Raw genomic sequence first — 23,365 nt, 5'->3', positions numbered from 1 at the left:
CCGCCGGCCCGGTTAGGTATACACCCCGTGTACGCGTCCTCGACGAACAAATCCTGGGCTACTCCGAACCGCCGGCACGCGGGGGACGGAGTAGGGCGGCGTTTCCGCCGCCCCCGGCGGGAACCGCCGGAGCGAGGGTTCGAACGGACGAAGTAACGTCGGCCTGTGGCCGCGGGCGGCCGCGCCGCTCACCTGTCGACGCTCCCGAGCACGATGTCGAGGCTGCCGAGGGCGGCGACGAGGTCGGGCACGTACTCGCCCTCGGACATCTCGGGCAGCGCCGAGAGGTTGTGGAAACACGGGCTCCGGATTTTGAACCGCCGGGGGCTGTCGGTGCCGTCCGACCGGATGTAGACGCCGAGTTCGCCCTTCGCGGACTCGACCGCCCGGTAGATCTCGGCGCCGTCCGGCGGCTTCAGCGTCCGGGGGACGTTCGCCTGGAGCGTCCGGTCCTCCTCGGGCCAGTCCTCCAGCAGGTCGAGACACTGCTCGACGATGCGGGCGGACTCCTCGACCTCGCGGAGGCGGACGAGCAGGCGCGCGTAGTTGTCGCCGCCATCCTCGGTGACGACGTTCCAGTCGAGGTTCGGGTAGTGGCCGTACGGGTCGTCCCGCCGCAGGTCGTAGTCGACGCCCGAGGCCCGGCCGACCGGGCCGGTACAGCCGTACGCCTTCGCCTTCTCGGGCGACAGGTAGCCCGTGTCGACGGTCCGCATCTGGAGGATCTCGTTGTTCGTCGTCAGGTCGTAGTACTCCTCTATCGCCTCGGGGAGCCCCTCGAGGAAGTCGCGGGTCTTCTCGAAGAACTCCTCGCGGGGTTCGGGGACGTCCCACGCGACCCCGCCGACGCGGAAGTAGTAGAACATCATCCGCTGGCCCGTGAGGTCCTCGAGGATGTTCTGGACCAGTTCGCGGTCGCGGATGGCGTACATGAAGATGGCCGTGAAGTCGCCGTACACGTCCAGCGCGAACGTGCCGACCGCGAGGAAGTGGCCGAGCATCCGGCCGAGTTCGACCGACATCGTCCGGAGCACCTCGGCGTACTCGGGCACCTCAATGTCGACCAGGTCCTCGATGGCCCGCGCGACCGCCCACTCGTTCGGGAGGTTCGCCGTGTAGTCCCACCGGTTCGAGTAGGGGATTATCTGGTGACGGTACGTCCCCTGCTGGGCCATCTGCTCCTCGCAGCGGTGGAGGTAGCCGACGTCCGGTTCGACGTCGGCGACCTGCTCGCCGTCGAGCGTCGTCTTGAGGTGGAGCACGCCGTGGGTCGCCGGGTGGTGGGGCCCGATGTTGATGTACATCGTGTCGGTCCCGCCCGTCTCCTGTCCCGTTCCCTCCTCGCGCGTCGCGTCCGCCAGCGGGTTGGCGTGTTCCCGGAGGGCGACGACCTGCGGGCGGTCCTGGTCGTAGTCGAGCGAGAGCGGGTGGCCCTGCCACGTCTCGGGCAGGAGGATGCGGTAGAGGTCGGGGTGGTCGTCGTACTCGATGCCGACGAGGTCGTACGCCTCCCGCTCGTGCCAGTTCGCCGTCTCGTACACCGGAACCGCCGTCTCGCTCACGGGGTCGTCCTTCGCGGCCGGCACGACGACGCCCACCTCGCGGGTGCGGTCGTCGAACGACGTCAGGTGGTAGATCGACTCGTAGCGGTCCTCGTACTCCTGGGCGGTGAGACACGAGAGGTGGTCGAAGCCGGCCTCCTCCTTCAGTCTGGAGAGCGCGTCCTGCACCTCGTCGGGCCGGACGACGAACGCCTCGGCGTTCACGTGCTCCTCGCGGCCGACGGCGAGGTCGCCGAGCAGGCCCGCCAGTTCGTCGTAGTCGACGCCGCCGGCCGTCGCCCCGCCCCGCTCGGCGCTCTCGGCCGACTCCGCGACGTCCGCCCCCGCCCGCTCGGGGTCGTCGGTGCTCATCGTTCCCCCCCGCCGGCGGTCCGACGGCGCGGGTCGTGGTCGTCGGTCGAACGTCTCATGGGAGGAGGTGACACACCGGGCCGTGAAAGGGCGCGGCCGTCGCGTGCAAGGGGCGGGCTCAGTCCTCGGTCCAGTACATGAGCGACTCGCGCTCGATGCCGCAGTTGGGACAGCCGTCGGGGAGTCCGTCGTCGATCTCGCCCATCTCGCCGCAGTTCATGCAGCGCCACATCAGTTCCGCCTCGCCGAACGCCTGCCCGGACCGGGCGTGTTCGATGCTGAGCGACTCCACGCCGTCACGCGTGCTGAGGAACAGCCCGCCCTCCTCGATCCCGCGTATCGTCCCGACCGGCTCGCCGTCCTCGGTGTACAGCGTCTGGCCGAACGCGAGTTCGTGGCCCTCCGGTTCGACGTCCTCGTGCTCCTCCTCAGGGGTCTCGCCGCGTCCACTCATGCGACGAGGTTCGGCCGCTGCCCCCAAAGGTCTATCCGTGGCCCCCCCTCCGGCGCCGTGCTCGTCCTCGGTACCGCTCACGAGAACTGCACGCGGGGCGACTTCGGGCGGGTCGGCGCGAACACGCGGACGCCCGGTCGCGGATGCCAGGGGGCCTCGGCCGTGGATACTTTGCGTCGCGGCGCCGAACGACGAGCCATGGCACCCGACGACGTCGACGAGCGCGAGGCCCGGGAGAAGCGTGACGGCGTCCAGGACGCGGCCGAGCGGCGCCAGAGCCAGCGCGCCGAGTCCGTCGAGGACACGCTCGAGGCGGTGCGGGCGGACCTCGGGACCCACCAGTACCCCGTCAACAGCGAGGACCTGGCGGCCTACTACGCCGACGACCCGACCGACCTCCCGAACGAGACCGAGTCGCTCGGCAGCGCGTTCGGCCGGCTCGACCGGAGCTTCGAGGACCCGGACGAGGCGTACGAGGCGCTGGTCTCGGAGTTCGAGGAGGGCCGACTCGAGGGGCGCGACGACGACCCCGGCGGGGAGAACCCGACGTGGGACGAGGGGCGGGCGACGGGTCCGGGGGAAGACGCCCCCGAGCGGGAGGACGAAGCCGGGCCGGAGCGCTGAGTCCGGCCGGCGCCAGGGCCGTCCCACGACGTCCCTAACAACCGGGACCCGTCGCGCGATCCGGCGGGGTCGGTCACTGTCGCAGCGACGACGAAAACCCCTGTGGTGACGAGTAAAACCCGTAACGAGGTCGCGTTTCGCCGTTTGAACCACCGGAGCTTGCAAGGTCACACCTTACTGTCATCTGTAACTTAAAAATGGATGAGGCATACAGATGCTGCTAAATTCAGCGCCAGCGACGCTACAAGTACAGATCCCCGAGTACCTTCGAGAGACGGTGGCCCAGATCGTCACCTTCCTGCCGCGACTGGTCGGCGCGCTTGTCATCCTCGCCGTGGGGTGGCTACTCGGCGTCGCCGCGGGGAAGGTCGTGAGACGCGTCGCCGACGGCGTCGAGTTCGATCGGATGGTCCTCAACACGCCGCTCGGACGGATGATGGGCGGGACGGAGTCGGCCGTGTCCCGGACGTTCGGAGCGGTGACGAAGTGGTTCGTCGTCGCACTCGCGGTGCTGGCGGCCGCGAACGTGCTGGCGATCCCGCTGCTCTCACAGTGGATCGGGACGGCCGTCTCGTACCTCCCGGCGTTCATCGCCGGCCTGCTGGTCATCCTCATCGGGTTCGTCGTCGCCGACTTCGTCGGGGACATGATCACGCGGACCCGTGCGGCGACCCAGACGGCGTACACGTCGTGGTTCGCGTCGGGAACCCGGATGTTCCTGTACTTCGTCGCCATCGTCATCGGTCTGGACACGATGGGGATCGACGTCAGCATCCTCTACACGTTCGCCAACGCGGCCGCGTGGGGGCTCGCGGCCGCCATCGCGCTCGGGGCCGGCCTCGCGTTCGGCTGGGGCGGACACACCTACGTCCAGGAGAACATCGACCGCTGGATGCAGCGGGCCTCCTCGGGGACGCCCAGCCCCAGCGGCGCGGCCCGCCCCGATGGCGGTGACGCCTCCGACGACGACTGAACGACGGGTCGTGAACGGGGCGGCGGTCGGCCGGCAACCGGGGGAGACGGGCCGTCCGACCCCCGGCGTTCCCGGTCCGCGGGCGCCCGGCGACGGCTTCACCTTCAAGGCGTCCGCGCCCGTCCGTCCGCACACCGATGAAGCTCGACGCCGACGACCGGACGGTCCTGGCGGCGCTCGGCGCCGAACCGCGCCCCGTCGACGCGCTCGCCGACGAACTCGACGTTCCGCCGGACGAGCTCGACGACCGGCTCCGCGAACTCGCGGACAACGGGCTGGTCGCCGACCTCGGCGAGGGGCGGTACCGGCGGACCGACAGCGGGCGGCGCGTCCTCGCCACGTCCTCGGGCGCGACCGACAACCGGATCGACACCACGCCGGCGGTCGAGCGCACGCTCGCGGCGTTCGACCTCGGGCCGGACGAGGCGGAGGCCGTCCGCGGCGTGTACGCGTTCCTCCGCTACTGGGGGCGTGCGACCCCGGACGAACTCGTCGACGCCATCTACGGCGAGGACCCCGCCGGGTACGCGTCCGGCGACGAGTGGTGGACCGGGTGCGTCCGGGAGCCGCTCTCGGCGCTCCCCGACGTCCGGCCGCCGTCGGAGCCGACGGCGTCGTGGCGCTACGTCGGCGCCCCGGAGGCCGCGACGCCGGGCGCGGACGGCACCCGACGGCTGGCCCGCCCGGGCCGGCAGCCGTACGGGAGCGTCAAACACGCGCTGGAGTCGCTCCCGCTCGCTCCCGCCGAGCGCGAGGCCGTCCGCGCCGCGTTCGGCGTGCTCCGCCGCCGCGGCGCGGCCTCCGAACCCGACATCGCGGCGGCGACGTACCCCGCCCACCCGGCGGGCCATCCGACGCCCGAGGCGTGGTGGGACGGCCTCGTCCGCGACGCGTTCCGCCGGTTACCCGGCGTGACCTACGGTCCGGGAGGAGTGTGGCGGTACCGGCAGCGGATCGGCCGCGTCACGTCCCGGGAGCGCCGCCGCCCCGAGCCCTGATTCGGCGGATCCGGTTCGCCGCCCCGACGCGTCGCCCGACGGAACGCCCCCGCGGCGTTCCCGCCGCCCGAAAGACGGAAGTACGCGAACCCCTCCTCCTCGGTCGAGACGGACCGTGATCGACAGTCACCCCCCGAACAGTTCCGCTCCTCCCGCGGACGGACGACAGGCCCGAACCCCGAACACGTACCACGTCCGCCACGACCCGGCAGGAGCGGCCGACGTCACGACGACTGTCGTCCACGCGCTGGCGGACGCGATGGGGACGGACGTCACCGGAATCGAGTTCTCCCTCCACGACAGCGTCGACCCCGAGGCGCTCGACCGCCTCTTCGCTCCGAGGGACGACGGCACCCCGAGGCCACCGGGACACGTCGCGTTCAGCGTCGAGGGGTATCGGGTCACGGTGTACAGCGGCGGCGACATCGCCATCACGCCGCCCCGGACCTCCCCCTGCGGCTAGGCTAGGTACCGGGGACGCCCAGCGCCTCGAAGGTCGCGACGTTCAACAGCGCCAGGACGTAGAGGACGACGAACACCGACACCCACGCGACGAGGGTGATGCCGACGGCGTCGAGCCACCCGCCGGGGTAGCGCCAGTTGATGACCGCGAGATACGCGATCAACACGAGCAGCGGACCGAGGAACGGTATCCAGCCGAACACGAACCCGACGACTGCCCAGACGATCGCCCCGATGAGCGCGGTCACGATCGCGTACGTGTAGTCGTCGGTGCCGGTGATGACCCGCGCGCCGACGTAGATCCCCAGCGCCCCGATGAGGAGGCTGACGACGAACACGATCAGCGAATCGATGAGTGCCATACCACCACCGGGTCCGGTGTCGCCTTTGTTATAAGTGGATTATGAAGCATCGGCCGAAATCGACCGGGCGGCTCCGATCGAAACGGGCGCCGACGTCGTCCCCGAGTTCCCCGTCGCCCCCGCCTTTATCACGCCGTCGTGCGTACCACTCCGACGCTAGCGCGGACGGTAACGGCTAGCAGGTACCACCATGTACGGAAACCCGGAGGGCGACCCCTACGACCGTTCGAGCGAGTCACACCAGCAACAGCCCCCCCGACACCTGTCGGAACAGCGTCAGCAGGAGTCCGCCCGTGGCGAGTACGGGCAGGAAGGCCGGGAGTTCGGCCAGCAACCCCAGCAGGGGGAACGGGGCCGTTCCCCCCAGTCGGCACAACCCGGGGGACGGCAGCACACGGGTCCGCAGGGGATCCACCAGTCCCAGGGCGGATACGACCAGCAGGGTCATCGGGGGATGCAGGGCCAGCAGGGTCCACGGAGCCAGCAGGGCATGCAGGGTCCACGGAGTCAGCAGGGCATGCAGGGCCAGCAGGGACACGCCCAGCACGGCTACGACCAGCAGGGCTACGGCCAGGAGGGACGGAGCCAGCAGCCCCAGCAACGGCAGCCACAGCAGTACTACCAGTCCCAGCAACCACAGCAGTATCATCAGCCGGAGCAACAATCCCAGCAGTACCAGCAGCAGTCCCAGGCCTCACCCCGGATGCAGCCGCCGCAGTCGATGGGAGGACGGCAGGGGGGCCGCTCCGGGATGGGGTTGCAGCCGGTCACCCTCGAGGACGTCGTCCGGACCGACGTCGTCACCGCCGACCCGGACGAGCGGGTCTCGGACGTGGTCGCACGGATGGCCGAGGAGAACGTCGGGAGCGTCGTCGTCGTCGAGGAGGGCCGGCCGGTCGGCATCGTGACCGACCGGACGGTCGCGCTCGCGCTCCACGGGACGCCGGACGTCGCGGAGAAGCAGGTGGAGGACCTCGTCCCTGAGGACCTCGTCACGGCGACGACCGACGCGAGCGTCTTCGACGCCGTCGACACCATGCGGGAGGCCGGGATCCGCCGACTCCCGGTCGTCGGCGAGGAGGGCGACCTCGAGGGGATCGTGACGCTCGACGACGTCGTCGTGCTGCTCTGCTCGGAACTCGGCGACGCCGCGGAAGTGATCGAGTCGCAGATGCCGCGGTCCTGATCGGGGTACGGGACCCCGACGGTCGCGGCGGTCGGCCGATCTTTTCCGGTCCGTTCGGGTCTACTGGTTGACGCCCTCGACCATCCGCTGGACCTTGTTCGTGATGCCGCTCTTGCCCATCGCCCGCTGCATCCTGTCGTGCATCCGCGTCTGTTTGTAGTAGCTCGCGAACGCGAGGATGGTCGGCGCCCAGAGGCCGACGAACAGGCCGCGCATCCGGTCACCCCTGGCGAAGAAGTAGTACCACGAGAGGGCCACCGACCCGGCCGAGGCGAGGATCGCCGGATCCATCCCCGTCTGTCTGGCCGCCTTCATGCCTTCCTCTTTCTGTCTGGTCGAATCCATGCCCTCGTCACTCGCGTCGCCAACCACTTTGTTAGCCGAGCGGCCAGCCTCGACAGGCCGACCGTACTCCACGACGACGGCGGGGTCGTCGGCTGGCCGGAGGTCGAGCCGGGTCCGCCGAAAAAGGGCCGAATGCGGGGTGTCGCCGTTCCTCGGGGTCGCTTACCTGAGCCGAACGTCCGCTCGCCTAGTCGCGGCGGCGCTCGTCCCCGCGGTCCCCGCCACGCTGGCTCCCCCGCTCGTGCTGTCGGCCGCCCTGCTGGGTCGACCCGACGTCCCGGCCGCCGCCGCGGCGGCGCTGGTTGTAGCGGCGGTTGCCCTGACCGGGCTGGCGTCCCTCACCACGCTGCTGTCGCTGGTAGCCGCCCTGCTGACCCGCACTGCCGTGGCTTCCCTGGCCTCCCCGTCCGCCCTGCTGGCCGACGTTGGGCTGGCCCTGCCGTCCGAACTCGGACTGTCGACCGCGCCGTTGCTGACGCTGGTGCTCCTGCCGGGCCTGTTGGCCCTGCATTCCCTGCCGTCCTTGCTGGCCAGCGTGCTGCTGCTGGGATCGACGGCCGTGCTGGCCTCCCTGCTCATGCTGCTGCTGTTCCTGCCCGTGCTGTTGTCCCTGTTGGTGCTGTTGCTGTCCCTGCTGGTGTCCCTCCTGTCGCCGTTCGTTGCCTTGCTGGCCGAAACCGGACTGGCCCTGCCGTCCGAACTCGGACTGTCCTCCCATCCCCTGCATCCCTCGCTGCCCGTGCTGGCCCTGTTGACCGGTGTGTTGCTGGCCTCGCATCCCTTGCTGACCGTGTTGGCCTTGCGGACCCTGCTGGCCTTGCTGACCCTGCTGGCCTTGCTGGGACATGCCCGGCGTCTGGCCGAACCCCCGTTCGTGCTGGCGACCACCCTGCTGGCCACCGCTCTGCCGGTGACCGCCCTGTCGCTGGTGACCCGCCTGCCGTCGTCCTCCCTGCTGGTAACCGCCCTGTCGCTGTCGGCCGCCTTGCTCCCCGTACTGCTGGGACGGCTGGCCGTGCTGTTGACCCTGCTGTCCCCGGTACGATTGCTCGGATCGGTTACGCCCCTGTTCTCGCCCGTGCTCGCTGTGTCGGTTGTCGTCGTTCATGGCTTTGATCTCGGTCGTTCGAGGCGGGACGGCGGGTACCCCGCCGCCGCGTCGGTCGTCCGCGTCCGCCGCCCGTGCGCCCGCTCCCGTGGGCGTCGACGCCCCTCGACGCCCGGCCGGGCGGTTCAGCGGTTCCGCTGAAACGGATGGGTGCCGACGCTCCGGCGGCGCTCCCGACCGATGCCGGACCGGCGTCGGCCCCGCCCGCGCTCGTCCCGCCGATGCTCGGACCGCTGCTCGCGGCCCCTCCGCCGGTCGTGGGGGGACTGCCGGTCGAACTGCCTCACCGGCGCGCTGCCCCGGGTGCGCGTGCTCTCGCCGAACTGCCGTCCGCGGTTCGTCTCCGTGCGCCCCAGGCCGACGTTCGTGCTCCGACGCGACTGCGGCCGTCGCTTGGAACCGTTCTGGTGTCTCACGTGTCTCCTGATCTAGCTCTGACCGTTCGCCCCGTACCGCTCGACGTGTCGCGTGGCCCGCGCTGGCGAGCCGTTCGGTTCGTCGGGTGTCTCGGGACCACCTCCGCTGATCCCGCCTGGACGTTCCACGGAATCGCGTAAAGTCGTTGTGGCGGGCGTCGACGCGCCGCCGTCCGCCCCGACGAGGGACCGGTTTCCCGGCCGTCAGCAGCGCCCGAAGCGGCGTTCCGCACCCGGGCGCGCCCCGCGCCGCCGCCCGCCACTGCTGATCTGAACCGGGTAATGGGCTACGTTACCGCATGACGGACTCCTCACAACCCGGCGTTACTCGAACCGCCGTCGCGCTCCCGGACCGCGCGCCCGCCGCGGGTTCGCCCGGTTACTCGTCGCCAGGCCGGGCCTACTTCGCCGTGAGGTCGGCGGCCGTCGGCACCCCCGACGGGGGAACCTATTACAGTACTATTATTGTAACAACTCTCCCATCTTCGGGCGGGAAGTCGGGACGGCCGGACCATCGCCAGTGGCGCGGCGCACGACGCCGTCGCACGACGGGTGACCCCGGCCGGTCAGCGCCCCCGGCTACTCGGCGGCGATCGCCTCCTGCCGGCGGTCGACGACGTCCATCACGGCGCTGGCCGTGACGCCGTGGAGGACCGTCGACGCGAGGACGACGAAGCCGACGAGCGCCCAGAGCCTGTCGGCCGCGACGAGGAGCTCCAGCTCGATGAACGACGACTCGGCGAGCGCGTGCGAGAGGTAGTAGAAGGAGCCGACGCCCCGGACGCCGAACCCGGCGATCGCCGCCCGTTCGGGCCACTCGACGTCGAGCCCGAGCAGGCCGACGAGCCCGGTCACCGGCCTGACGACGAGGAGGAACGCGAGGCCGAACGCCGCGTCGACCGGCGTGAGCGGCGCGAGCAGCCCGGCCGCGAGCGCGCCGCCGAAGCCGACGAGGACGACGGTCAACAGCAGCCGTTCGACGATCACCGCGAACTCGTGGAGGGTCCGATAGTAGTCGTGCTCCCACTCGAAGTGGCGGAGCGTGAGCGACCCGACGAACACGGCGATGAACCCGTACCCGTTCGCCATCTCGGCGAGCCCGTATATCAGCAGCGTGCCCGCGAGCACCTCGGCGCCCGCCAGTTCGTCCGCGACGCCCGACCCGACCGGGAGCCGGAAGACGGCCCGCGCGAGCGCCTCGCCGAGGACGTACCCGGCGACGACGCCCACGGCGATCTTGTACGCGACGTCCACGAGCAGCCACTCGCCGAGCGTCGGGAGGAGCGTGGCCGCGCCGGCGGCCCCCGCGAGGGCGACGGCGAGGTTCGTGAACGGGAACGCGAGCCCGTCGTTGAGGCCGGCCTCCGAGGTAAGCGTGAACCGGACGGTGCCCGCCCGCCCGGCGACCGCCTCGGCCTCGAGCTCCGTGAGCGGCGGGCCCGCCTCGACGTCCGACGCGAGGACGGGGTCCGTCGGGGCCAGCGCCGCGCCGAGCAGGACCGCGGTCGCGGGGTGGAGCCCGAGCGCCAGCCAGCCGAGCAGCGCCGTGACGGCGATGGTGAGCGGCATCGTCACGCCGAGCAGCCGCCAGGTCGACCGCCAGCGCGCGAGCGAGAACGGCCTGTCGATCTTGAGCCCCGCCCCCATCAGCGCGACGACGACTACCAGTTCCGTCAGCCGCTCCACCGACGCCGACTGCTCGATGGGGTTCGGCATCGCGATGCCGTGCGGGATCGAGAACAGGAGGAAGCCGCCCGCGACGAAGACGATCGGCATCGAGAGCGGTCGGTGGGCGAGCAGCCGCGGGAGGACCGCGGCGCCGAAGACGGCGATCCCGACGACGACGAGGACGAGTTCGTACGTCTCGACTGTCTCGACCATACGGGTTACCGTAGCCCGGCCGACGGCCGCGCCATCAGGGTTCGAGCCACCACTCGAGCAGGCTGGCGTTCCGCTCGCGGACGTCCTCGGGCTTCCGATCGACGCGGTTCTTCTCCTTCTCGTCGAGGACGTTCCGCTCGAGCACGTCGCAGGCGGCGTCGAACGCCGCCTCGGTGCCGTACTCCTCGCCGGTCCCGGCGTGGGTGCCGCGGTCGGTGAACAGCCGGACGGTCGCCCGTACGAGCGGCATCCCCCGGTTGCTCTCGCGGTGCTTCTGGAAGGCGACGTGCGCCTCGATGACGGACATCCCGTCGTACTTCCCCTCGATGGCCTCGACGCGGTCGGCGATCTCCTCGCGCGTGAGCACGTCCATGAGGTCGACGCCGAACACCCGGACGGGCATGCGACGCTCCTCGGTCCACGTCAGCGAGCGGAGCACGTCGGTCTTCGTCACGATTCCGGTCGGCCGGCCGTCGCCGTCGACGACGACCAGCGAGGAGACGTCGTCCGCGAGCATCCGCTCGACCGCATCGTCGAGCAGCACGTCCGCCTCGACGGTGCGGGCGGGCGTGCTCATCAGGTTGCTGACCGGGAGATCGAGCATCCGGGCGGCGAAGCCGGCCCGCTCGCCGTGGCCGCCCGTCGCGTTGTAGTCGTCCCGCGTCCCCCGTCCGCCGTGCTCGTCGAACCCGTCCAGCGAGCCGCCCTGTTGACGCTGCATCTCGCGGACCGTGAACTCCACTAGGTCGTAGACGCTGACCAGTCCGACCGGGTCGTCGTCGTCGACGACCGGGAGCCGGGAGATGCCGTACTCGCGGATGCTGTTGATGACCTCGCCCAGCGTCGTGTCGGGGGTCGCGGTGATGAGGTCGCGCGTGGCGACGTCCTCGACCGAGAGGGCGTCCAGATACGACTGCACGTGCGCGAGCAGGTCGTGCGCGGTGACGACCCCTTGGAGCCGGGACCCCTCGAACACGGGCAGGAGATCGAGCCCGCTCTCGACCATCAGCCGCGCCGTCTCCCGCACGTCCTCGGTGCGGTCGACCCGCGGCGGGTCCTGCATGACGGTCCGCGCCTTCGCGTCGGGCGAGTGCCTGGACGCGAGCAGCTGTTTCCGCGTGACGACGCCCGCGAACTCGCCGTCGTCCTCGACGACGGCGACCCGCGCCCGCTCGTTGGTGGTGAACGCGCCGCGGACCTTCGAGAGCGTCGTTTCGGGCTCGATCGACTCGAACTCGTGGCTACGGGCGTCGCTGATGTCCATGTGGACCAGTGGCTGGCGTACGGTCCCGGCCGCTTTCAACGTTGGCCCGGCAGTCGAGCGGTCCGGCGCGGCTCAGCTCAGCGGCAGTCGGCCCTTCGCGGCACGCCTGTCCCGCGGGCGGTTGATCTCGACGTGGTCGGTCTCGGGGATGGCGACGCCCCTCGTGGGGACGTCGATGTACATCGACGGGTACCAGTCGGCCCGGTTGCGCCTGAGGTGGGCGGCCGCGTCGTCGATGTGGTCGCGGTCGAGAATCCCCATCCCGGCGTGGCGGTAGCCGGTGATCTCCCCGTAGTCGACGACGCGGCCGTCGTCGTCGAGCTGGATGGCGGTGTGCTCGTTCTGGACCTCGGGGAGGTGGACCACGACGCTCTCGCCGTCGAGCGCGCGGTACCGTCGGCGGACGCGCTCGACGGCGGCCGGCGTGACGACGACGTCGCCGTTGAGCACCAGCACGTCGTCGTCGATGACCTCGAGCGCGCGGTAGAGCGACTCCGCGTTGTCGTACTCGTCCCAGGCCTCGACGACGACGTGCTCGGCGGTCCGCAGCCTGTCGAGGACGTTCTCGTGGCGGTAGCCGAGCGCGACCGTCACCGCGTCGATGTGGGGGTCGATCGCCTCGCGCTGGTAGTCGTACAGCGTCCGGCCGCTGATCTCCATGAACGCCTTGGGGACCTCCTCGGTGTACTCGCCCATCCGGCTCCCTTCCCCGGCCGCGAGGATCACTGCGTGCATGCGGTCACCTCCGCCGCGGCGCGTTCGCCGGCGCGTCCGTCCATCGGCACGCCCAGTTCCGCCCGGAACGCGTCCCGCCGCTCCCGGACGTCGTCGGGCGGACCGTGCGCGTACAGGTCGTCCACCGTCTCCAGGTCGAGCCGGTCGGTGCGGTAGCCGGCCTCGGGCACCTCCCGCCCGTCCGCGTCGAGCGCCGTGAGCTGGACCAGCGGGCGGTCGGTGTGGAGCCACTCGGTGACGATCCCCGAGTAGTCGGAGACGAGCAGGTCCGCCGCGAGCAGGCTCTCGCCGGGCGTCTCGGCCTCGTCGAAGGTGACGTTCGGCAGCGTCCCTATCCGCTCGCGACAGCGCTCGGTGACCGACTTCCCGGGCTCCTCGACCCGGTCCATCGGGTGCGGTCGAAAGAGGAGTTCGTACTCCGTGTCCGCGAACGTGTCGAGGACGTGTTCGGCGGTGTGGAGGTAGCTCCCCCCGCCGTAGTTGTGGTTCGTCGGGGCGTAGAGCACCCGTCGTCCCCGCGGGGGGTCGCGCTCGACCAGTTCGTCGGCCTCCGGCACGCCGACGACCGCGACCTCGACGTCGTCGGGGAACCCCTCGCGGTAGCGCCGCGCCCACCGCTCGCCCGGCGCCAGCGCGACGTCGACGACGTCGCCCAAGTGCCGCAGCGTCACGTCCACCTCGCCGCGGCCCACCGAGGCGCCGTGGCGGACGTGGACGACCCGCCGGTCTCCGTCGAAGTCGAACTCGCCCGGCCGGAGCCGGTGGTTGCGGACCACGACGTCGGGGTCGATCCGGTCGACCGCGTCGTCGATCGACTCGTCGGGCCCGCGCTCGATCTCGCGCAACGTCTCCGAGGACCCCTCGGCCCCGGGACCGAGCGCGAGGTACGCCGACTCGACGTCCACGTGGCGGTCGATCGCCTCGAACGTCTTCCGCATGAACGCCCTGTCGAAGGTGTATAGGATGGATACCATCGTATCACGTCTGTGTTTCCGTCGGAGCGGACGGGTACGCGCTCGTACCCACCGCTCCGACCCGTGTGACGTACGTAGTTCTACCGTGGCGTCCATAAATGTACGGCTGGCAGACGACACGGCGGCCCCGGTCCCGGCCCCGGGTAGGGAGGACGAACCGCCGGAAGGGCGACCGGTGGGGTTCCACGGTTTCCGCCCGGTCGACCGTAGACCGACCGCCCCGGACGACGCTACTCGACCGTCGGGTGCTCGGCGTCGGCCGTTCCGCTCCCCGCTGCCGCGGCGGTCGCGCGCTCGGCCGCCGGGATCGGAACCGCGAGGTCAGCGAGTATCGGCAGGTGGTCGGACGGGTACAGCCCCTCTCCCGTCGTGTCCGCGCAGACGGCGTGGCCCGTCACCTCGACGTCCGAGGAGATCAGCACGTGGTCGATCTTCCTGTCCGGGACCAGCGCGTCGAACTCGGTCGTCGTCGTGACCGGCCCGTGGTGGGGGGTGTCGGACGCGTACAGCCCGTCACACAGCGACCGCCCGTCGGCGACCCCGTCACCGGGACCGCCGCTCCCCTCCGGTCCGTCCGCCCGGTCCCCCACGAGCCGACGGTACGGCGCGTCGGACTCGACGCAGTTGAGGTCGCCCGTCACGACGACCGCCGCCTCGGGGGCGGTCTCCCGGATCCGGTCCGCGAGCAGGTCCGCGCTCCGTAGTCGGGCCGTCTCGCCCTCGTGGTCGAAGTGGGTGTTGAAGTGGACCAGTTCGGCGTCGGTCGCCCGCTCGCGGAGCCGCACCCAGCGGACCAGCCGCGGGAACCGCGCGTCCCAGCCGACGCTGCCCCGTTCGTCGGGCGACTCCGAGAGCCAGAACGCGGACTCCTCGACGAGTTCGAACCGGTCGGCGTCGTAGCCCACCGCGGCGTACTCGCCGGCGTTCCGCGCCTCGGCGCGACCGGCGCTCAGCCACTCGTATGAGGGCAACCGCTCGCGCAGGTCCTCGAGTTGCCCGTGGAGCGCCTCCTGAAGCCCGACGACGTCGGGCCGGTGGAACCTGATGACGCTCGCCACGTCGTCGCGCCGTTCGCGCCACGTGTACGGGTCGACCTCCGGGTTGTCGAACCGCACGTTGTACGACATCACCGAGAGTCGGGTGAGCGCCTCCCCGCCCGCAACCGGGTCCCCGGCGTCGCTCACTGTCGTTTCACGCTCCTTACCACGGTAGTCGACGTCACTGGGCCGCTCCCCCGTCGATTCCGCCCCCATCCTTGCCCGGTCGTAGGCCGTCGAGCCTCATAACCCGTTTGGTAGCCAGCCCAGTAATATGTCTTGTGTCTCCCTACCGACCCCGGACGCGTCCCGCGAAACGTCGCCCTACCCGCCGATCCGCCGGGCGTAACCGCTCCCCGTTACCGGGGCGATACCGCTCGGGTCGCCGACCGGTCACGCCCCGGCGCGCAGCGTCCGTTCGGATCACCCTACTGCGGCGGCCCCCGGGCGCGACGCCGTTCCGTCGGGAGGGTCCCGCCGGGACCGGACGAACCGCCGCCGCCGTCCCGACCCGGCCAACGCTTTTCGTCGCGGCGCCCGACCTCGAAGTCGGGAGGACGAACGACGATGACGACGACCCCGCGGCCGGGAGCCGACCCGGCCACCGACGGCGACGGAACCGGACGGACGAACGACGCCGACGGGCGGCACGAACGCCTGCACGGGCTGGCCGTGGGCCTCGTCGGCGGCGCCGTCGCGACGGCGGTCATGTCCGCGTTCCGGATCCCCATCGCCCGGTCGCCGCCGCCGACCGCGTGGTTCTGGGCGGAGTTCGTCGCCGGGGGCGAGCCGGCCGACTACGTCGGTCGGGGGCTCCTCCTCCACCTGCTGTACGGGACGCTCGGCGGCGGCGTCTTCGGCCTGCTCGTCGGCCCCTTCATCACGGGCCCGGAGGCGACTCGGGAGCGGCGGGCGACGTTGCTGGGGGCCGCCTACGGCGCGACGCTCTCGGCGTTCGGCGTCTCCGTCGTCCTCGACCGCCTGCTCGGGCTGGAGCTGGAGCCGGACGAGCGGTTCGTGTTCCACGTCAGCCACCTGGTGTACGGGCTGACGCTCGGCACATGGTTCGGGTCGCGGGACTGAGGCCCGGCAGCTTCCTGCCGCAGCCTTTTGCCGCGCCTCCGCCACCCATCGCCCATGGTAGACGACGGCTCCGAGCCGCCGACGGCGGACCGATCCGAACGCGTCCGTGAGGAGCTCGAACGCGCGACCGAGGGGGCCGACCGCGACGTGCGCGAGCAGCTCCGCTCGATCGAGGAGGGTCTCGACGAGATCCTCGGGGGCGACAAGACGAGGGACGCCCCGTCGCACCCGGACAGGCTCGCGGGGCTCGAGGAGAAGCTCGCGGGCCTCGGCGACGAGACCGACGGCGACGTCCACCGCCACGTCGCGACCGCCGAGGCGCTCGTCGCCGGCTACCGGGGGGAACTCGCCGAGGAGTGACCGGGCCGCGGGTCGCCGTTCGACCCGGTTCACGACCGGGGGTCCCCCGCCGACCCGTCGCCGGGACTTTGCCCGAAGCGGTCGTCCGTTTCCGCATGTGCGCGAACGTCGAACCCGGCGTCGTGGCGCGGTCGCTGTCGGCCGGTCGCGCGGTGGCGGCGCTGCTCCGGAACAACTACGCGCCGGTCGTCGCGGGGAACGTCGCCTTCAGCGCCTTCGTCTCGATCTTCCCGCTGCTCGCGCTGGCGGTCGCGGTCACCGCCGTGCTCGGGGGCCCCGACCTCGTGGGCCGGGCCGTCGAGGGGGCGGACCCGTACCTCACCCGAACGGCGCAGGGGGTGCTGGCCGAGTCGCTGACGAACCCGTCGGGTCGGACCGGCGCCTCCCTGCTGAGCCTCGGACTCCTGCTGTGGGGCGCGCTCCGGGTGTTCCGCGGGCTCGACGTCGCGTTCTCGCTGCTGTACGGCACGGTCCACCGGACCGGGTTCCTCGGCAGCCTCCGCGACGGGTTCGTCGTCCTGGTCGCGCTGACGGCCGCGCTCGCCGTCACGGCCGGCGTGAGCGTGCTCGTGGCGTTCGTCCCGGGCGATCCGCTCGGCCCGCTGACGGCGCCCGGGGTGCTGGTCGCGGGGCTGGCGCTCGCGTTCCTCCCCCTCTACTACGTATTCCCGGACGCGGACGTCACCGTCCGGGAGGTCGCGCCGGGCGTGCTCGTCGCCGCCCTCGGCTGGGCGGGGCTCGTGCAGGCCTTCCAGTTCTACGCGTCCGTCGCCGGGCAGTACGAGGTGTACGGCGCCATCGGGGCCGTCCTGCTGGTGCTCGTGTGGCTCTACGTCGCGGGGATGCTGCTGCTGACCGGGGCGGCGGTGAACGTTGTCCTCGGGGGTCGGCTCCCGCCCCGCGACGGCTCCGGGGCGGGGTAGTTCGGGCGCGCCGCCGCGAACCGGGTCACCCCCGGAGCCGGTAGCCGGCCATCGCCCCGAAGAAGCCGACGGCGCCGAAGGCGGCCGCGAGCGCGAGGTGGAACCACGCGTCGGCGGCGCCCACGTCGGCGACCCCGGGGACGACGTCGGGGTATCTGAACCGGAGCAGCGCGAGGGCGCCGTAGAGCACCGCCATCGACTGGTTGTACCCGCCCGCGTAGGAACCGCCGACGAGGCCGACGCCCAGCCCCAGCACGCCCGTGAGCAGGTACGCGCCGCTCGCCAGCGGGCCCGCGCCCAGCACCGGCAGTCCACCGCCGGCCCCGACGAGTCCCGCGACGCCGACGAGCGTCAACGCCGCTCCAAGGACCACGGCGGTCAGTCGCTGGACGTCGCGGAGGGCCCGTCTCGTCCACGTTCGGCCGGGCGTCTGATGTGCCACGGATCTCACCTGACAGCCAGTTATCCGGTGAAAACGATAGGAACCCGGGCTGCAGGTGCAACCCGGCCCTCAGAGGTACGACCCGTCCCAGTCGGCCGGCCGGTGCCGGTTCCCGCACTCCGGACAGACGATCCGGTCCTGCCCGTCGACCTCGGTCGTGACGGTCCGACAGGCGCCACAGAAGTAGCCGTAGCGGTCCTCGAAGTCGGGGGTCGCGTACGCCTCGAAGAACGGGCCGATGGTGCCCGAGAGCGGGTCGTCGGGGTCGAGGAACGCCTCGGTCCCGTCGGGCGCCTCGGCCCGCTCGGGCGGCTCCTCGTCCTCCCCGAGCGGGTCGAACTGCTCGGCCGACTCGGGGTCGACGGCGTTCGGGCTGGCGTACACCTCCGCGACGAACGTCTCGTCGCCGAACTCGACCTCGACCCCGTCGACGCGGACGAAGCCGAACCGCTCGCAGAACGTCCCGCCCTCCATGTCCTCGGAGAGCACGTTCGAGCGGATCTCGTCGGCGCCCCGCTCCTCGAAGGCGTCCGCGAGCCGCTCGAACAGCCCCGTCCCGATCCCCTTCCCGCGGGTCTCGGGGTCGACCTGAAGCCAGCGGATCTCGGCGCCGTCCTCGTCGACGGTCCCCTCCGCGACCCCCTGGACGGCGCTCGCCTCGCCCTCCTCGACGATCTCCGTGCCGTCACCCGTCTCGTCCGCCTCCCCGTGGCCCCTGCCGCCGGCCTCCCACTCCTCGCGGGCGACGAGCAGGACGACGTCCTCCTCGTCCGCCTTCCTGGCCAGCGCGTCCTCGCTGAACTCCTCCCTGACGGCGGCTTCGATCTGTTCGGGGCTCAGGGCGTACGAGGCCTGCATCGAGCGCGAGACGACGTTGGCGACCTCCGCTCCGTCGCGGTCAACCTCGAACGGGACGAACTCCATGCCCCGTCGTTCGCCACCCCGGACAATAAAACCGGCCGCGTCGGCGGGACCCGGCCGCGCCCGACGGCCGTCAGATTGACGCGGCCGGCGGTCCGAGTCGAACGGGAGAACCCATGTCCGCGTCCGCCGACGAGTTCCACGACCGCGTCGCACGGCTCGCCGACCTGCCGCCCGAGGAGGCCGAGCGCATCACCGAGGTCACCCTCCTGACGCTCGGCAGGCGAATCAGCCGCGGGGAGGCCGAGGAGCTCGCGGAACTCCTCCCGACGCCCCTCGACGACCACCTCCTGCGGGAGAGCGACGAGTCGCCCGAGAGCTTCCCCGTCGACGCGTTCGTCGAGCGGGTGCGGGAGCGCGCGGGCGACCCGGACGACCCGGAACGCCCCATCGAGGCGGTGCTGGCGACGTTCGCCGACGCCGGCGCCAGGAACGAGCTCGCGGAGGCCCGGTCCCAGCTCCCGCCCGAGTACGGAGCGCTGTTCGACACGGCCGACCTGTCGGACGCGGAGGGGGTCGACGCGGCCGACGACCTCGAAGGGTGAGCCGGGGCCGGACGATCTCGCATTCGGGCTCTTCGTGAACCGCGCCGTCGTGGCGGACATCGAGGGCGTGATCGGCGCGGGCGATCAGCTCGGCGAACTCGCCGCCGCCATCCAGCAGCACTGCTGAAGCGGCGCCCCGGACACGGCACCCGGGCTTCCGCGCTACCCGACCGGGTGTCCGCGAACCCGGCTGGTGGCGTTCCCGTCGGCCCGAGTCGACTGCTGGTACGTCACGAACTGGACCCTGACGGAGACGTCCTCCCCTGACTCCGCGCGTATCCGATCGGCGACGTCGGCGGCCAGGTCGGGGTACGACGCCCCGGGTGAGCGGCCGAGGACGACCGTGACCGATCGCGGCTCCGTGAGGGGGGAGGGGCCGCCGTACTGGATGGTCGTCCCGGCGAGAGTGAGCCCCGAGTACCGCGGCTCCTCCAGCACGTCGTGGACCGCCCGGTTCGTCGACCGCTCGAACGCCCCGTGGTCGGCGGTCGCCAGGGCGACGGTCCCGCCGACCGCCACGAACAGGACGAGCAGCGAGGCGACGATGACCCGGGACGGGACGAGACCGGCCAGGGACTCCGCGTCGGACGAGGGTCGGTAACCGAACGACCACAGTATCCCGAGGACGCCGACGTTGATGGCGACCGTCGTCGCGACGAGCAGCACCAGCGCGCCGAGGGCGGCGAGCGGGTAACCCCAGACGACGCCGATCCCGACGGCCGCCGCGGTCGGGATGAGCGCGGCGGCGATCATCACGCCGATGAGCGCCGTCGGCCCCTTCGTCGCGAGCGAGTAGGCGGCCGCCGCGCCGGCGACGAGGCCGACGAGGACCGAGACGACGTCCGGCGCCATCCGCACGGAGACGGACTCGACGGACGTCACGTCGAGCATGGGCGGGACGAGGAACGCGGCCCTGAACGCGTACCCCACGGCGGCCGCGACCAGCATCGTGACCGCGAGCCCGCCCGCCTGCATCACGAGGCTGTCGGTGACCATGGTCCGGTCGTCGGTGACGGCGCCGACGCCGGTGGTGAGGATGGGTCCGACGACGGGGGCGATGACCATCGAGCCGACGATGACCGCCGGCGAGTCCGTGAGCAGTCCGACCGCCGCGATGACGGCGCTGATGGTTATCATCGCGTAGTACGACCGGGGATCGTACGTGAGATCGCGCGACTTCGACCGGAGCTCCGGCCGCGCGATCGGGTCGAAGTTGCTCGCGTACCGCTCCATCAGCTCCTCGCTGTGGGGCGTCATCGCGGCCTCGACCGTCCCGACGACGACGTAGTCGTCCTCGTCGATCCCGGCGCCCTCGAGCTCCTCGAGCACGTCGCCGACGGCGTCCGTCGGCAGCGGGAACTCGACGATCCACGACTCGGCCGTCGGGCCGGTCCCCCTCGTGGTGATGAAGTCGATGTCCTCCCCCTCGAGGAACTCGACGACCGCCTCCCGCCGGTCGTCGGTGACGGCCAGTTGGATCTGTCGCACACCGACCACACGACGAACGACGGAAAAAAGGTTTAGCCGGAGTATGACGGGTTCTCGACGGGGCTGACGGTCACCCGCGCGACCCCTCCGTCTCGTCGCCCACGAGCGGCGGCACCTCGGCGTCGACGGCGTCCGCGACGCCGAGCAGGGCGGCGATCGTCGGCGCGATGGCGCGGGCGTCGACCGCCCCCTCCGATCCCGTCCCCTCGCCGAGCTCGACCCCCGAGACCGCCGGCCCGCCGAGGCCGAACGCGGGGTACGTCCCCGGGTCGGTCCGCCCGTGCGAGCCGCCCACCTTCGACGGGTCCAGCGACACGAGCCCCTCCTCGCCGAGGAACAGTTCGCAGGGGTCGAACCCCGGCTTGGCGTGGATGTCCATCTCCGCCGCGTACGGCGGCGCCTCCGCGCGGTCGGTCCACCAGTAGTAGGCGAACCACGCCGACGGCTCCGCGACGAGCACGAGGTCGCCGGCGTTCGGGTGGTCGACCCCGTACGCCGCCTTGTCGGGGCCGCCGGACCCGCCCCCGTCGAGCACGACGTCCACCCCGTCGAGCGACGCGAGGAGTTCGCGGGCCTCCTCGACGGCGTCGCCGTCGGCGTAGACGTGGGCCACCTGGTGGTCGACCATCGCGAAGGCGTCCGAGCCGGGGAGGTCGACCTCGGTGCTCCCCGCGGACCCGCCGTCCGCCGACTCCGTTTCCAGGAGCCCCGCCTCGCGCAGGGCCACGTTCGGCAGGACGGGCGTGTCGACCCCGTGGAAGCCGTACTCGCCGACGACCGCGACGGCCGTCTCGTCCCAGCGGTCGTCGCCCCGGAGCGTCGCGAGGAACCCGCCGACGAGTTCGTCGACGACCGGGAGTTCCGCCTCCAGTTCGGGGCCGGGGCCGTGCCGCAGGCCGGCGTAGTCGAGGTGGGGGACGTACACCCAGAGCAGGTCGGGGTCGAACCGCTCGACCGCCTCGCTCGCGGCCGAGAGGATCCAGCGGCTGCTCTCCTCGTTCGCGGTCGGGCCCCAGTAGTTGTGCAGCGGGAAGTGGCCGTACTCCGCCCGGAGGTCGTCGTAGAGGCCGTCCGGGTTGGTCCAGCAGTTCATCTCCAGCATGTTGTTGTCCTCGTCCTCGATCGGCGAGGGCGTCACCGCGACGTCGGCGTCCGTGCCGATCAGGTGCTGGAAGAACAGGGCGCCCGTGGTCAGCCCGGCCTCTCGGGCGGTCTCCCAGATCCGGTCGCGGCCGCCACGGTCGCGCTCCCAGAACGCCGCCGCGTCGCGCTCGCGGTCGTACTCGCCGCTCGAGACGTCGCCGTGCTCGGCGGGGGACCGGCCGGTCGCGAGCGTCGTCTGCGCGGGCACGGTCAGCGCCGGGAACGCCGGTTCGGACGGGATCACCTCCTCGAGCGCCGCGTCGAGTTCCGGCGTCCGGTCGGCGGAGACGTGCTCCGGCTGGAGCCCCACGACGTCGAGGACGACGACGCGGCCGGCCGTCGGTTCGGACGTCTCCGACGAACCGGGTCCCCCGGCCGCCCCCGGCGGCTCAGCCATCGCCGGCGACCTCCCCCGCGTGGTGGTCCACGTAGCGCTCGAGCAGGTCGAACTGCCGCGAGAAGTCGTGCTCGTCGACGCCCAGCGGGGCCTTGAAGAACGACGCGAGCTGGGGCTGGAACCCGCCCTCGCCGTACTCGTCGGCGTGGGAGACCAGCCGGACGAGGTCGAGCACGAGCGGCGCCGCCAGCGCCGAGTCCGACCCCTCCCAGGTGAACTGGAGCTTCATCCGCGTGTCGAGGAAGCCGTCGAACCGGACGTCGTCCCAGGCGGTCTTCCAGTCGCCCAGCGGCGGGGCGTAGTCGATGCGGACGCGGTTGTGCTCGATGTCGGGGAGGATGCCCTCCAGCACGCCGCCCTTGCTCGCCAGCTTCCCGGCCTTGTTCTCCTCCTCCTCCAGCACCAGCCCGTCGTCGTTGCCGAGGATGTTGTGCCCCTCCCACGAGCGCACCCGCAGGTTCCGGCGGGCGAACATCGGCGCGAGCGCGGACTTCAGCAGCGTCTCGCCGGTCTTCGCGTCCCGGCCGACGTTGGGGAGGTCCTTCCGCTCGGCGAGTTCGCACAGCCCGCCCAGCGCCGCCCCCGTGCTCGGCGTGAAGTTGACGTACGGGTGCCCCTCGCGGAGCGCGGCGTAGGCGTAGAGGGAGCTCGCCGGGAGGTCCCGGTCGTTCGTCTCGACGGCCCGCTCGAACGCGTCGAGCGTGTCGTACCGCTCGGGGCGCTCGACCCCCGGCTCCGTCGAGGCGACGTTGACGACGACGAGTCGGTCGAGGTCCCGCCCGTCGACGAACGACCGGTAGTCGTCGCGGATCCCCGCCACGACGTCGCCGATCTCGGGGGCCGAGAGCGTCTCGTCAGCGAGGTCGGCCACCGCCCGCCCGCAGTTGACCGCGGTGCCGACGCGGACCCCGTCGTCGATCCGCTCGAGGTCGTCGGCGACCGCGTCGACCACGTCGGCCGATGGGACCCCGCCGGCCGACAGTTCGTGGGCCGTCTCGAGGAGGGAGGTGTCCCGCACGTCGTGGCCGGCGAACGCGAGGTCCCCGACCGCCGGGAGGTCGAGGCGGGTGCACGGCCGCCGGGCGGTCACCATCCCGGTCGTGTCCGCGAGACCGCGAGCGACCGCGCGGGCGCCGACGACCGCCGTCGTCGCAACGTTGCCGTACGCGCCGACGAGCCAGACGCCGATCATGTCGGCGGCGTGTGGCGGTCTACTGGCCGGCCCGCGTCCCGGCTGGCGTCGCGACTCGGTGGACTCGCGGCGGGGCGCTCGGCCCCCCGCCGCGAGTCCGTGCTACCGGCGTTCGGGTACATCCTGACGTCGTGATATG

The 23,365-nt window shown here is 71.8% G+C and carries 23 protein-coding genes and 1 pseudogene; 10 read left to right on the top strand and 14 right to left on the bottom strand.

The window, feature by feature from the left end; translation table 11 throughout:
• Window positions 1-188: 188 nt before the first annotated feature.
• Window positions 189-1,913, bottom strand: coding sequence for an NADH-quinone oxidoreductase subunit D (locus HUG12_RS20790; RefSeq protein WP_179270807.1), 1,725 nt, complete (start codon window positions 1,911-1,913; stop codon window positions 189-191).
• Window positions 1,914-2,031: 118 nt separating this feature from the next.
• The gene (locus tag HUG12_RS20785; protein ID WP_179270806.1) at window positions 2,032-2,367 is read right to left on the bottom strand and encodes a DUF7130 family rubredoxin-like protein; all 336 of its coding nucleotides are present in this window, start codon (window positions 2,365-2,367) and stop codon (window positions 2,032-2,034) included.
• Between the two features lie 198 nt (window positions 2,368-2,565).
• Between HUG12_RS20785 and HUG12_RS20780 the strand changes: the two genes are divergently transcribed.
• The 4 genes and pseudogenes from HUG12_RS20780 to HUG12_RS20765 all read left to right on the top strand — a co-directional run bounded on the left by HUG12_RS20780 (window position 2,566) and on the right by HUG12_RS20765 (window position 5,425).
• Window positions 2,566-2,991 carry a DUF5789 family protein gene (locus HUG12_RS20780; protein WP_179270805.1) on the top strand — a complete coding sequence of 142 codons (426 nt, stop codon included), beginning with the start codon at window positions 2,566-2,568 and terminating at the stop codon, window positions 2,989-2,991.
• 214 nt (window positions 2,992-3,205) lie between these two features.
• Window positions 3,206-3,964 (top strand): mechanosensitive ion channel family protein, encoded by a 759-nt coding sequence (locus HUG12_RS20775; RefSeq protein WP_179270804.1) that lies wholly within the window; start codon window positions 3,206-3,208, stop codon window positions 3,962-3,964.
• Between the two features lie 131 nt (window positions 3,965-4,095).
• Window positions 4,096-4,962, top strand: a pseudogene (locus tag HUG12_RS20770) (helix-turn-helix domain-containing protein); the annotation flags it as partial.
• Between the two features lie 115 nt (window positions 4,963-5,077).
• Window positions 5,078-5,425, top strand: a complete 348-nt coding sequence (locus tag HUG12_RS20765; protein WP_246308232.1) for a HalOD1 output domain-containing protein — start codon at window positions 5,078-5,080, stop codon at window positions 5,423-5,425.
• A gap of 1 nt (window position 5,426) precedes the next feature.
• Here the strand turns inward: HUG12_RS20765 and HUG12_RS20760 are convergent, their stop codons facing one another.
• Complete coding sequence (locus tag HUG12_RS20760) at window positions 5,427-5,786, bottom strand: hypothetical protein (RefSeq protein WP_179270802.1); 360 nt, start codon at window positions 5,784-5,786, stop codon at window positions 5,427-5,429.
• 190 nt (window positions 5,787-5,976) lie between these two features.
• Between HUG12_RS20760 and HUG12_RS21805 the strand changes: the two genes are divergently transcribed.
• Window positions 5,977-6,972, top strand: coding sequence for a CBS domain-containing protein (locus HUG12_RS21805; RefSeq protein WP_246308231.1), 996 nt, complete (start codon window positions 5,977-5,979; stop codon window positions 6,970-6,972).
• 60 nt (window positions 6,973-7,032) lie between these two features.
• On the opposite strand, the gene HUG12_RS20750 is transcribed toward HUG12_RS21805, so the two are convergent.
• On the bottom strand, window positions 7,033-7,317 hold the full coding sequence (locus HUG12_RS20750) for a hypothetical protein (RefSeq protein ID WP_246308230.1): 285 nt from the start codon (window positions 7,315-7,317) through the stop codon (window positions 7,033-7,035).
• 241 nt (window positions 7,318-7,558) lie between these two features.
• On the opposite strand from HUG12_RS20750, the gene HUG12_RS20745 reads away from it, so the two are divergent.
• Window positions 7,559-8,566, top strand: coding sequence for a hypothetical protein (locus HUG12_RS20745; RefSeq protein ID WP_218836501.1), 1,008 nt, complete (start codon window positions 7,559-7,561; stop codon window positions 8,564-8,566).
• Between the two features lie 854 nt (window positions 8,567-9,420).
• Here HUG12_RS20745 and HUG12_RS20740 read toward each other — a convergent pair.
• The 5 genes from HUG12_RS20740 to HUG12_RS20720 form a co-directional block, all read right to left on the bottom strand.
• On the bottom strand, window positions 9,421-10,722 hold the full coding sequence (locus HUG12_RS20740) for a cation:proton antiporter (RefSeq protein WP_179270800.1): 1,302 nt from the start codon (window positions 10,720-10,722) through the stop codon (window positions 9,421-9,423).
• A gap of 34 nt (window positions 10,723-10,756) precedes the next feature.
• Entirely contained in the window at window positions 10,757-11,986 is a 1,230-nt protein-coding gene (locus HUG12_RS20735; RefSeq protein WP_179270799.1) for a CBS domain-containing protein, read from the bottom strand.
• A gap of 72 nt (window positions 11,987-12,058) precedes the next feature.
• Window positions 12,059-12,721 (bottom strand): NTP transferase domain-containing protein, encoded by a 663-nt coding sequence (locus tag HUG12_RS20730; protein ID WP_179270798.1) that lies wholly within the window; start codon window positions 12,719-12,721, stop codon window positions 12,059-12,061.
• On the bottom strand, window positions 12,709-13,695 hold the full coding sequence (locus HUG12_RS20725; RefSeq protein ID WP_179270797.1) for a CDP-glycerol glycerophosphotransferase family protein: 987 nt from the start codon (window positions 13,693-13,695) through the stop codon (window positions 12,709-12,711). The genes HUG12_RS20730 and HUG12_RS20725 overlap by 13 nt, the downstream gene beginning before the upstream one ends.
• Window positions 13,696-13,925: 230 nt before the next feature.
• Window positions 13,926-14,879, bottom strand: a complete 954-nt coding sequence (locus HUG12_RS20720) for an endonuclease/exonuclease/phosphatase family protein (protein WP_246308229.1) — start codon at window positions 14,877-14,879, stop codon at window positions 13,926-13,928.
• Between the two features lie 420 nt (window positions 14,880-15,299).
• Between HUG12_RS20720 and HUG12_RS20715 the strand changes: the two genes are divergently transcribed.
• The 3 genes from HUG12_RS20715 (at window position 15,300) to HUG12_RS20705 (ending at window position 17,098) form a co-directional block, all read left to right on the top strand.
• Window positions 15,300-15,815: a hypothetical protein gene (locus tag HUG12_RS20715; protein ID WP_179270796.1), complete on the top strand. Its 516-nt coding sequence runs from the start codon at window positions 15,300-15,302 to the stop codon at window positions 15,813-15,815.
• A gap of 54 nt (window positions 15,816-15,869) precedes the next feature.
• The gene (locus HUG12_RS20710) at window positions 15,870-16,175 is read left to right on the top strand and encodes a DUF7553 family protein (RefSeq protein WP_179270795.1); all 306 of its coding nucleotides are present in this window, start codon (window positions 15,870-15,872) and stop codon (window positions 16,173-16,175) included.
• A 95-nt stretch (window positions 16,176-16,270) separates the two neighbouring features.
• Window positions 16,271-17,098 carry a YihY/virulence factor BrkB family protein gene (locus tag HUG12_RS20705; RefSeq protein ID WP_179270794.1) on the top strand — a complete coding sequence of 276 codons (828 nt, stop codon included), beginning with the start codon at window positions 16,271-16,273 and terminating at the stop codon, window positions 17,096-17,098.
• 25 nt (window positions 17,099-17,123) lie between these two features.
• On the opposite strand, the gene HUG12_RS20700 is transcribed toward HUG12_RS20705, so the two are convergent.
• Window positions 17,124-17,540, bottom strand: coding sequence for a hypothetical protein (locus HUG12_RS20700; RefSeq protein ID WP_179270793.1), 417 nt, complete (start codon window positions 17,538-17,540; stop codon window positions 17,124-17,126).
• A 69-nt stretch (window positions 17,541-17,609) separates the two neighbouring features.
• Window positions 17,610-18,464, bottom strand: coding sequence for a GNAT family N-acetyltransferase (locus HUG12_RS20695; protein ID WP_179270792.1), 855 nt, complete (start codon window positions 18,462-18,464; stop codon window positions 17,610-17,612).
• Between the two features lie 113 nt (window positions 18,465-18,577).
• Between HUG12_RS20695 and HUG12_RS20690 the strand changes: the two genes are divergently transcribed.
• The gene (locus HUG12_RS20690) at window positions 18,578-19,006 is read left to right on the top strand and encodes a DUF2267 domain-containing protein (protein WP_179270791.1); all 429 of its coding nucleotides are present in this window, start codon (window positions 18,578-18,580) and stop codon (window positions 19,004-19,006) included.
• 162 nt (window positions 19,007-19,168) lie between these two features.
• On the opposite strand, the gene HUG12_RS20685 is transcribed toward HUG12_RS20690, so the two are convergent.
• The 3 genes from HUG12_RS20685 to HUG12_RS20675 form a co-directional block, all read right to left on the bottom strand.
• On the bottom strand, window positions 19,169-20,494 hold the full coding sequence (locus HUG12_RS20685; protein WP_179270790.1) for a DUF389 domain-containing protein: 1,326 nt from the start codon (window positions 20,492-20,494) through the stop codon (window positions 19,169-19,171).
• Window positions 20,495-20,564: 70 nt separating this feature from the next.
• A complete protein-coding gene (locus HUG12_RS20680) occupies window positions 20,565-22,034 on the bottom strand; it encodes an alkaline phosphatase family protein (RefSeq protein ID WP_179270789.1) in 1,470 nt (489 codons plus the stop codon).
• Window positions 22,027-23,226 carry an inositol-3-phosphate synthase gene (locus HUG12_RS20675; RefSeq protein ID WP_179270788.1) on the bottom strand — a complete coding sequence of 400 codons (1,200 nt, stop codon included), beginning with the start codon at window positions 23,224-23,226 and terminating at the stop codon, window positions 22,027-22,029. The genes HUG12_RS20680 and HUG12_RS20675 overlap by 8 nt, the downstream gene beginning before the upstream one ends.
• Window positions 23,227-23,365 lie beyond the last annotated feature (139 nt).

The organism is Halorarum salinum (assembly GCF_013402875.1).
Classification (GTDB): domain Archaea; phylum Halobacteriota; class Halobacteria; order Halobacteriales; family Haloferacaceae; genus Halorarum; species Halorarum salinum.
The sequence above is the reverse complement of the archived record's forward strand: the minus strand, read 5'-3'. Positions and strand labels throughout refer to the sequence as shown.

What these genes read in the sequence shown, in the direction of transcription:
- HUG12_RS20790 (WP_179270807.1), bottom strand. Translation starts at nt 1,913, where the DNA reads ATGAGCACCGACGACCCCGAGCGGGCGGGGGCGGACGTCGCGGAGTCG.
- HUG12_RS21805 (WP_246308231.1), top strand. Translation starts at nt 5,977, where the DNA reads ATGTACGGAAACCCGGAGGGCGACCCCTACGACCGTTCGAGCGAGTCA.
- HUG12_RS20675 (WP_179270788.1), bottom strand. Translation starts at nt 23,226, where the DNA reads ATGATCGGCGTCTGGCTCGTCGGCGCGTACGGCAACGTTGCGACGACG.
- HUG12_RS20775 (WP_179270804.1), top strand. Translation starts at nt 3,206, where the DNA reads ATGCTGCTAAATTCAGCGCCAGCGACGCTACAAGTACAGATCCCCGAG.
- HUG12_RS20680 (WP_179270789.1), bottom strand. Translation starts at nt 22,034, where the DNA reads ATGGCTGAGCCGCCGGGGGCGGCCGGGGGACCCGGTTCGTCGGAGACG.
- HUG12_RS20715 (WP_179270796.1), top strand. Translation starts at nt 15,300, where the DNA reads ATGACGACGACCCCGCGGCCGGGAGCCGACCCGGCCACCGACGGCGAC.
- HUG12_RS20730 (WP_179270798.1), bottom strand. Translation starts at nt 12,721, where the DNA reads ATGCACGCAGTGATCCTCGCGGCCGGGGAAGGGAGCCGGATGGGCGAG.
- HUG12_RS20785 (WP_179270806.1), bottom strand. Translation starts at nt 2,367, where the DNA reads ATGAGTGGACGCGGCGAGACCCCTGAGGAGGAGCACGAGGACGTCGAA.
- HUG12_RS20735 (WP_179270799.1), bottom strand. Translation starts at nt 11,986, where the DNA reads ATGGACATCAGCGACGCCCGTAGCCACGAGTTCGAGTCGATCGAGCCC.
- HUG12_RS20695 (WP_179270792.1), bottom strand. Translation starts at nt 18,464, where the DNA reads ATGGAGTTCGTCCCGTTCGAGGTTGACCGCGACGGAGCGGAGGTCGCC.
- HUG12_RS20705 (WP_179270794.1), top strand. Translation starts at nt 16,271, where the DNA reads ATGTGCGCGAACGTCGAACCCGGCGTCGTGGCGCGGTCGCTGTCGGCC.
- HUG12_RS20740 (WP_179270800.1), bottom strand. Translation starts at nt 10,722, where the DNA reads ATGGTCGAGACAGTCGAGACGTACGAACTCGTCCTCGTCGTCGTCGGG.
- HUG12_RS20690 (WP_179270791.1), top strand. Translation starts at nt 18,578, where the DNA reads ATGTCCGCGTCCGCCGACGAGTTCCACGACCGCGTCGCACGGCTCGCC.
- HUG12_RS20760 (WP_179270802.1), bottom strand. Translation starts at nt 5,786, where the DNA reads ATGGCACTCATCGATTCGCTGATCGTGTTCGTCGTCAGCCTCCTCATC.
- HUG12_RS20710 (WP_179270795.1), top strand. Translation starts at nt 15,870, where the DNA reads ATGGTAGACGACGGCTCCGAGCCGCCGACGGCGGACCGATCCGAACGC.
- HUG12_RS20780 (WP_179270805.1), top strand. Translation starts at nt 2,566, where the DNA reads ATGGCACCCGACGACGTCGACGAGCGCGAGGCCCGGGAGAAGCGTGAC.
- HUG12_RS20725 (WP_179270797.1), bottom strand. Translation starts at nt 13,695, where the DNA reads ATGGTATCCATCCTATACACCTTCGACAGGGCGTTCATGCGGAAGACG.
- HUG12_RS20750 (WP_246308230.1), bottom strand. Translation starts at nt 7,317, where the DNA reads ATGGATTCGACCAGACAGAAAGAGGAAGGCATGAAGGCGGCCAGACAG.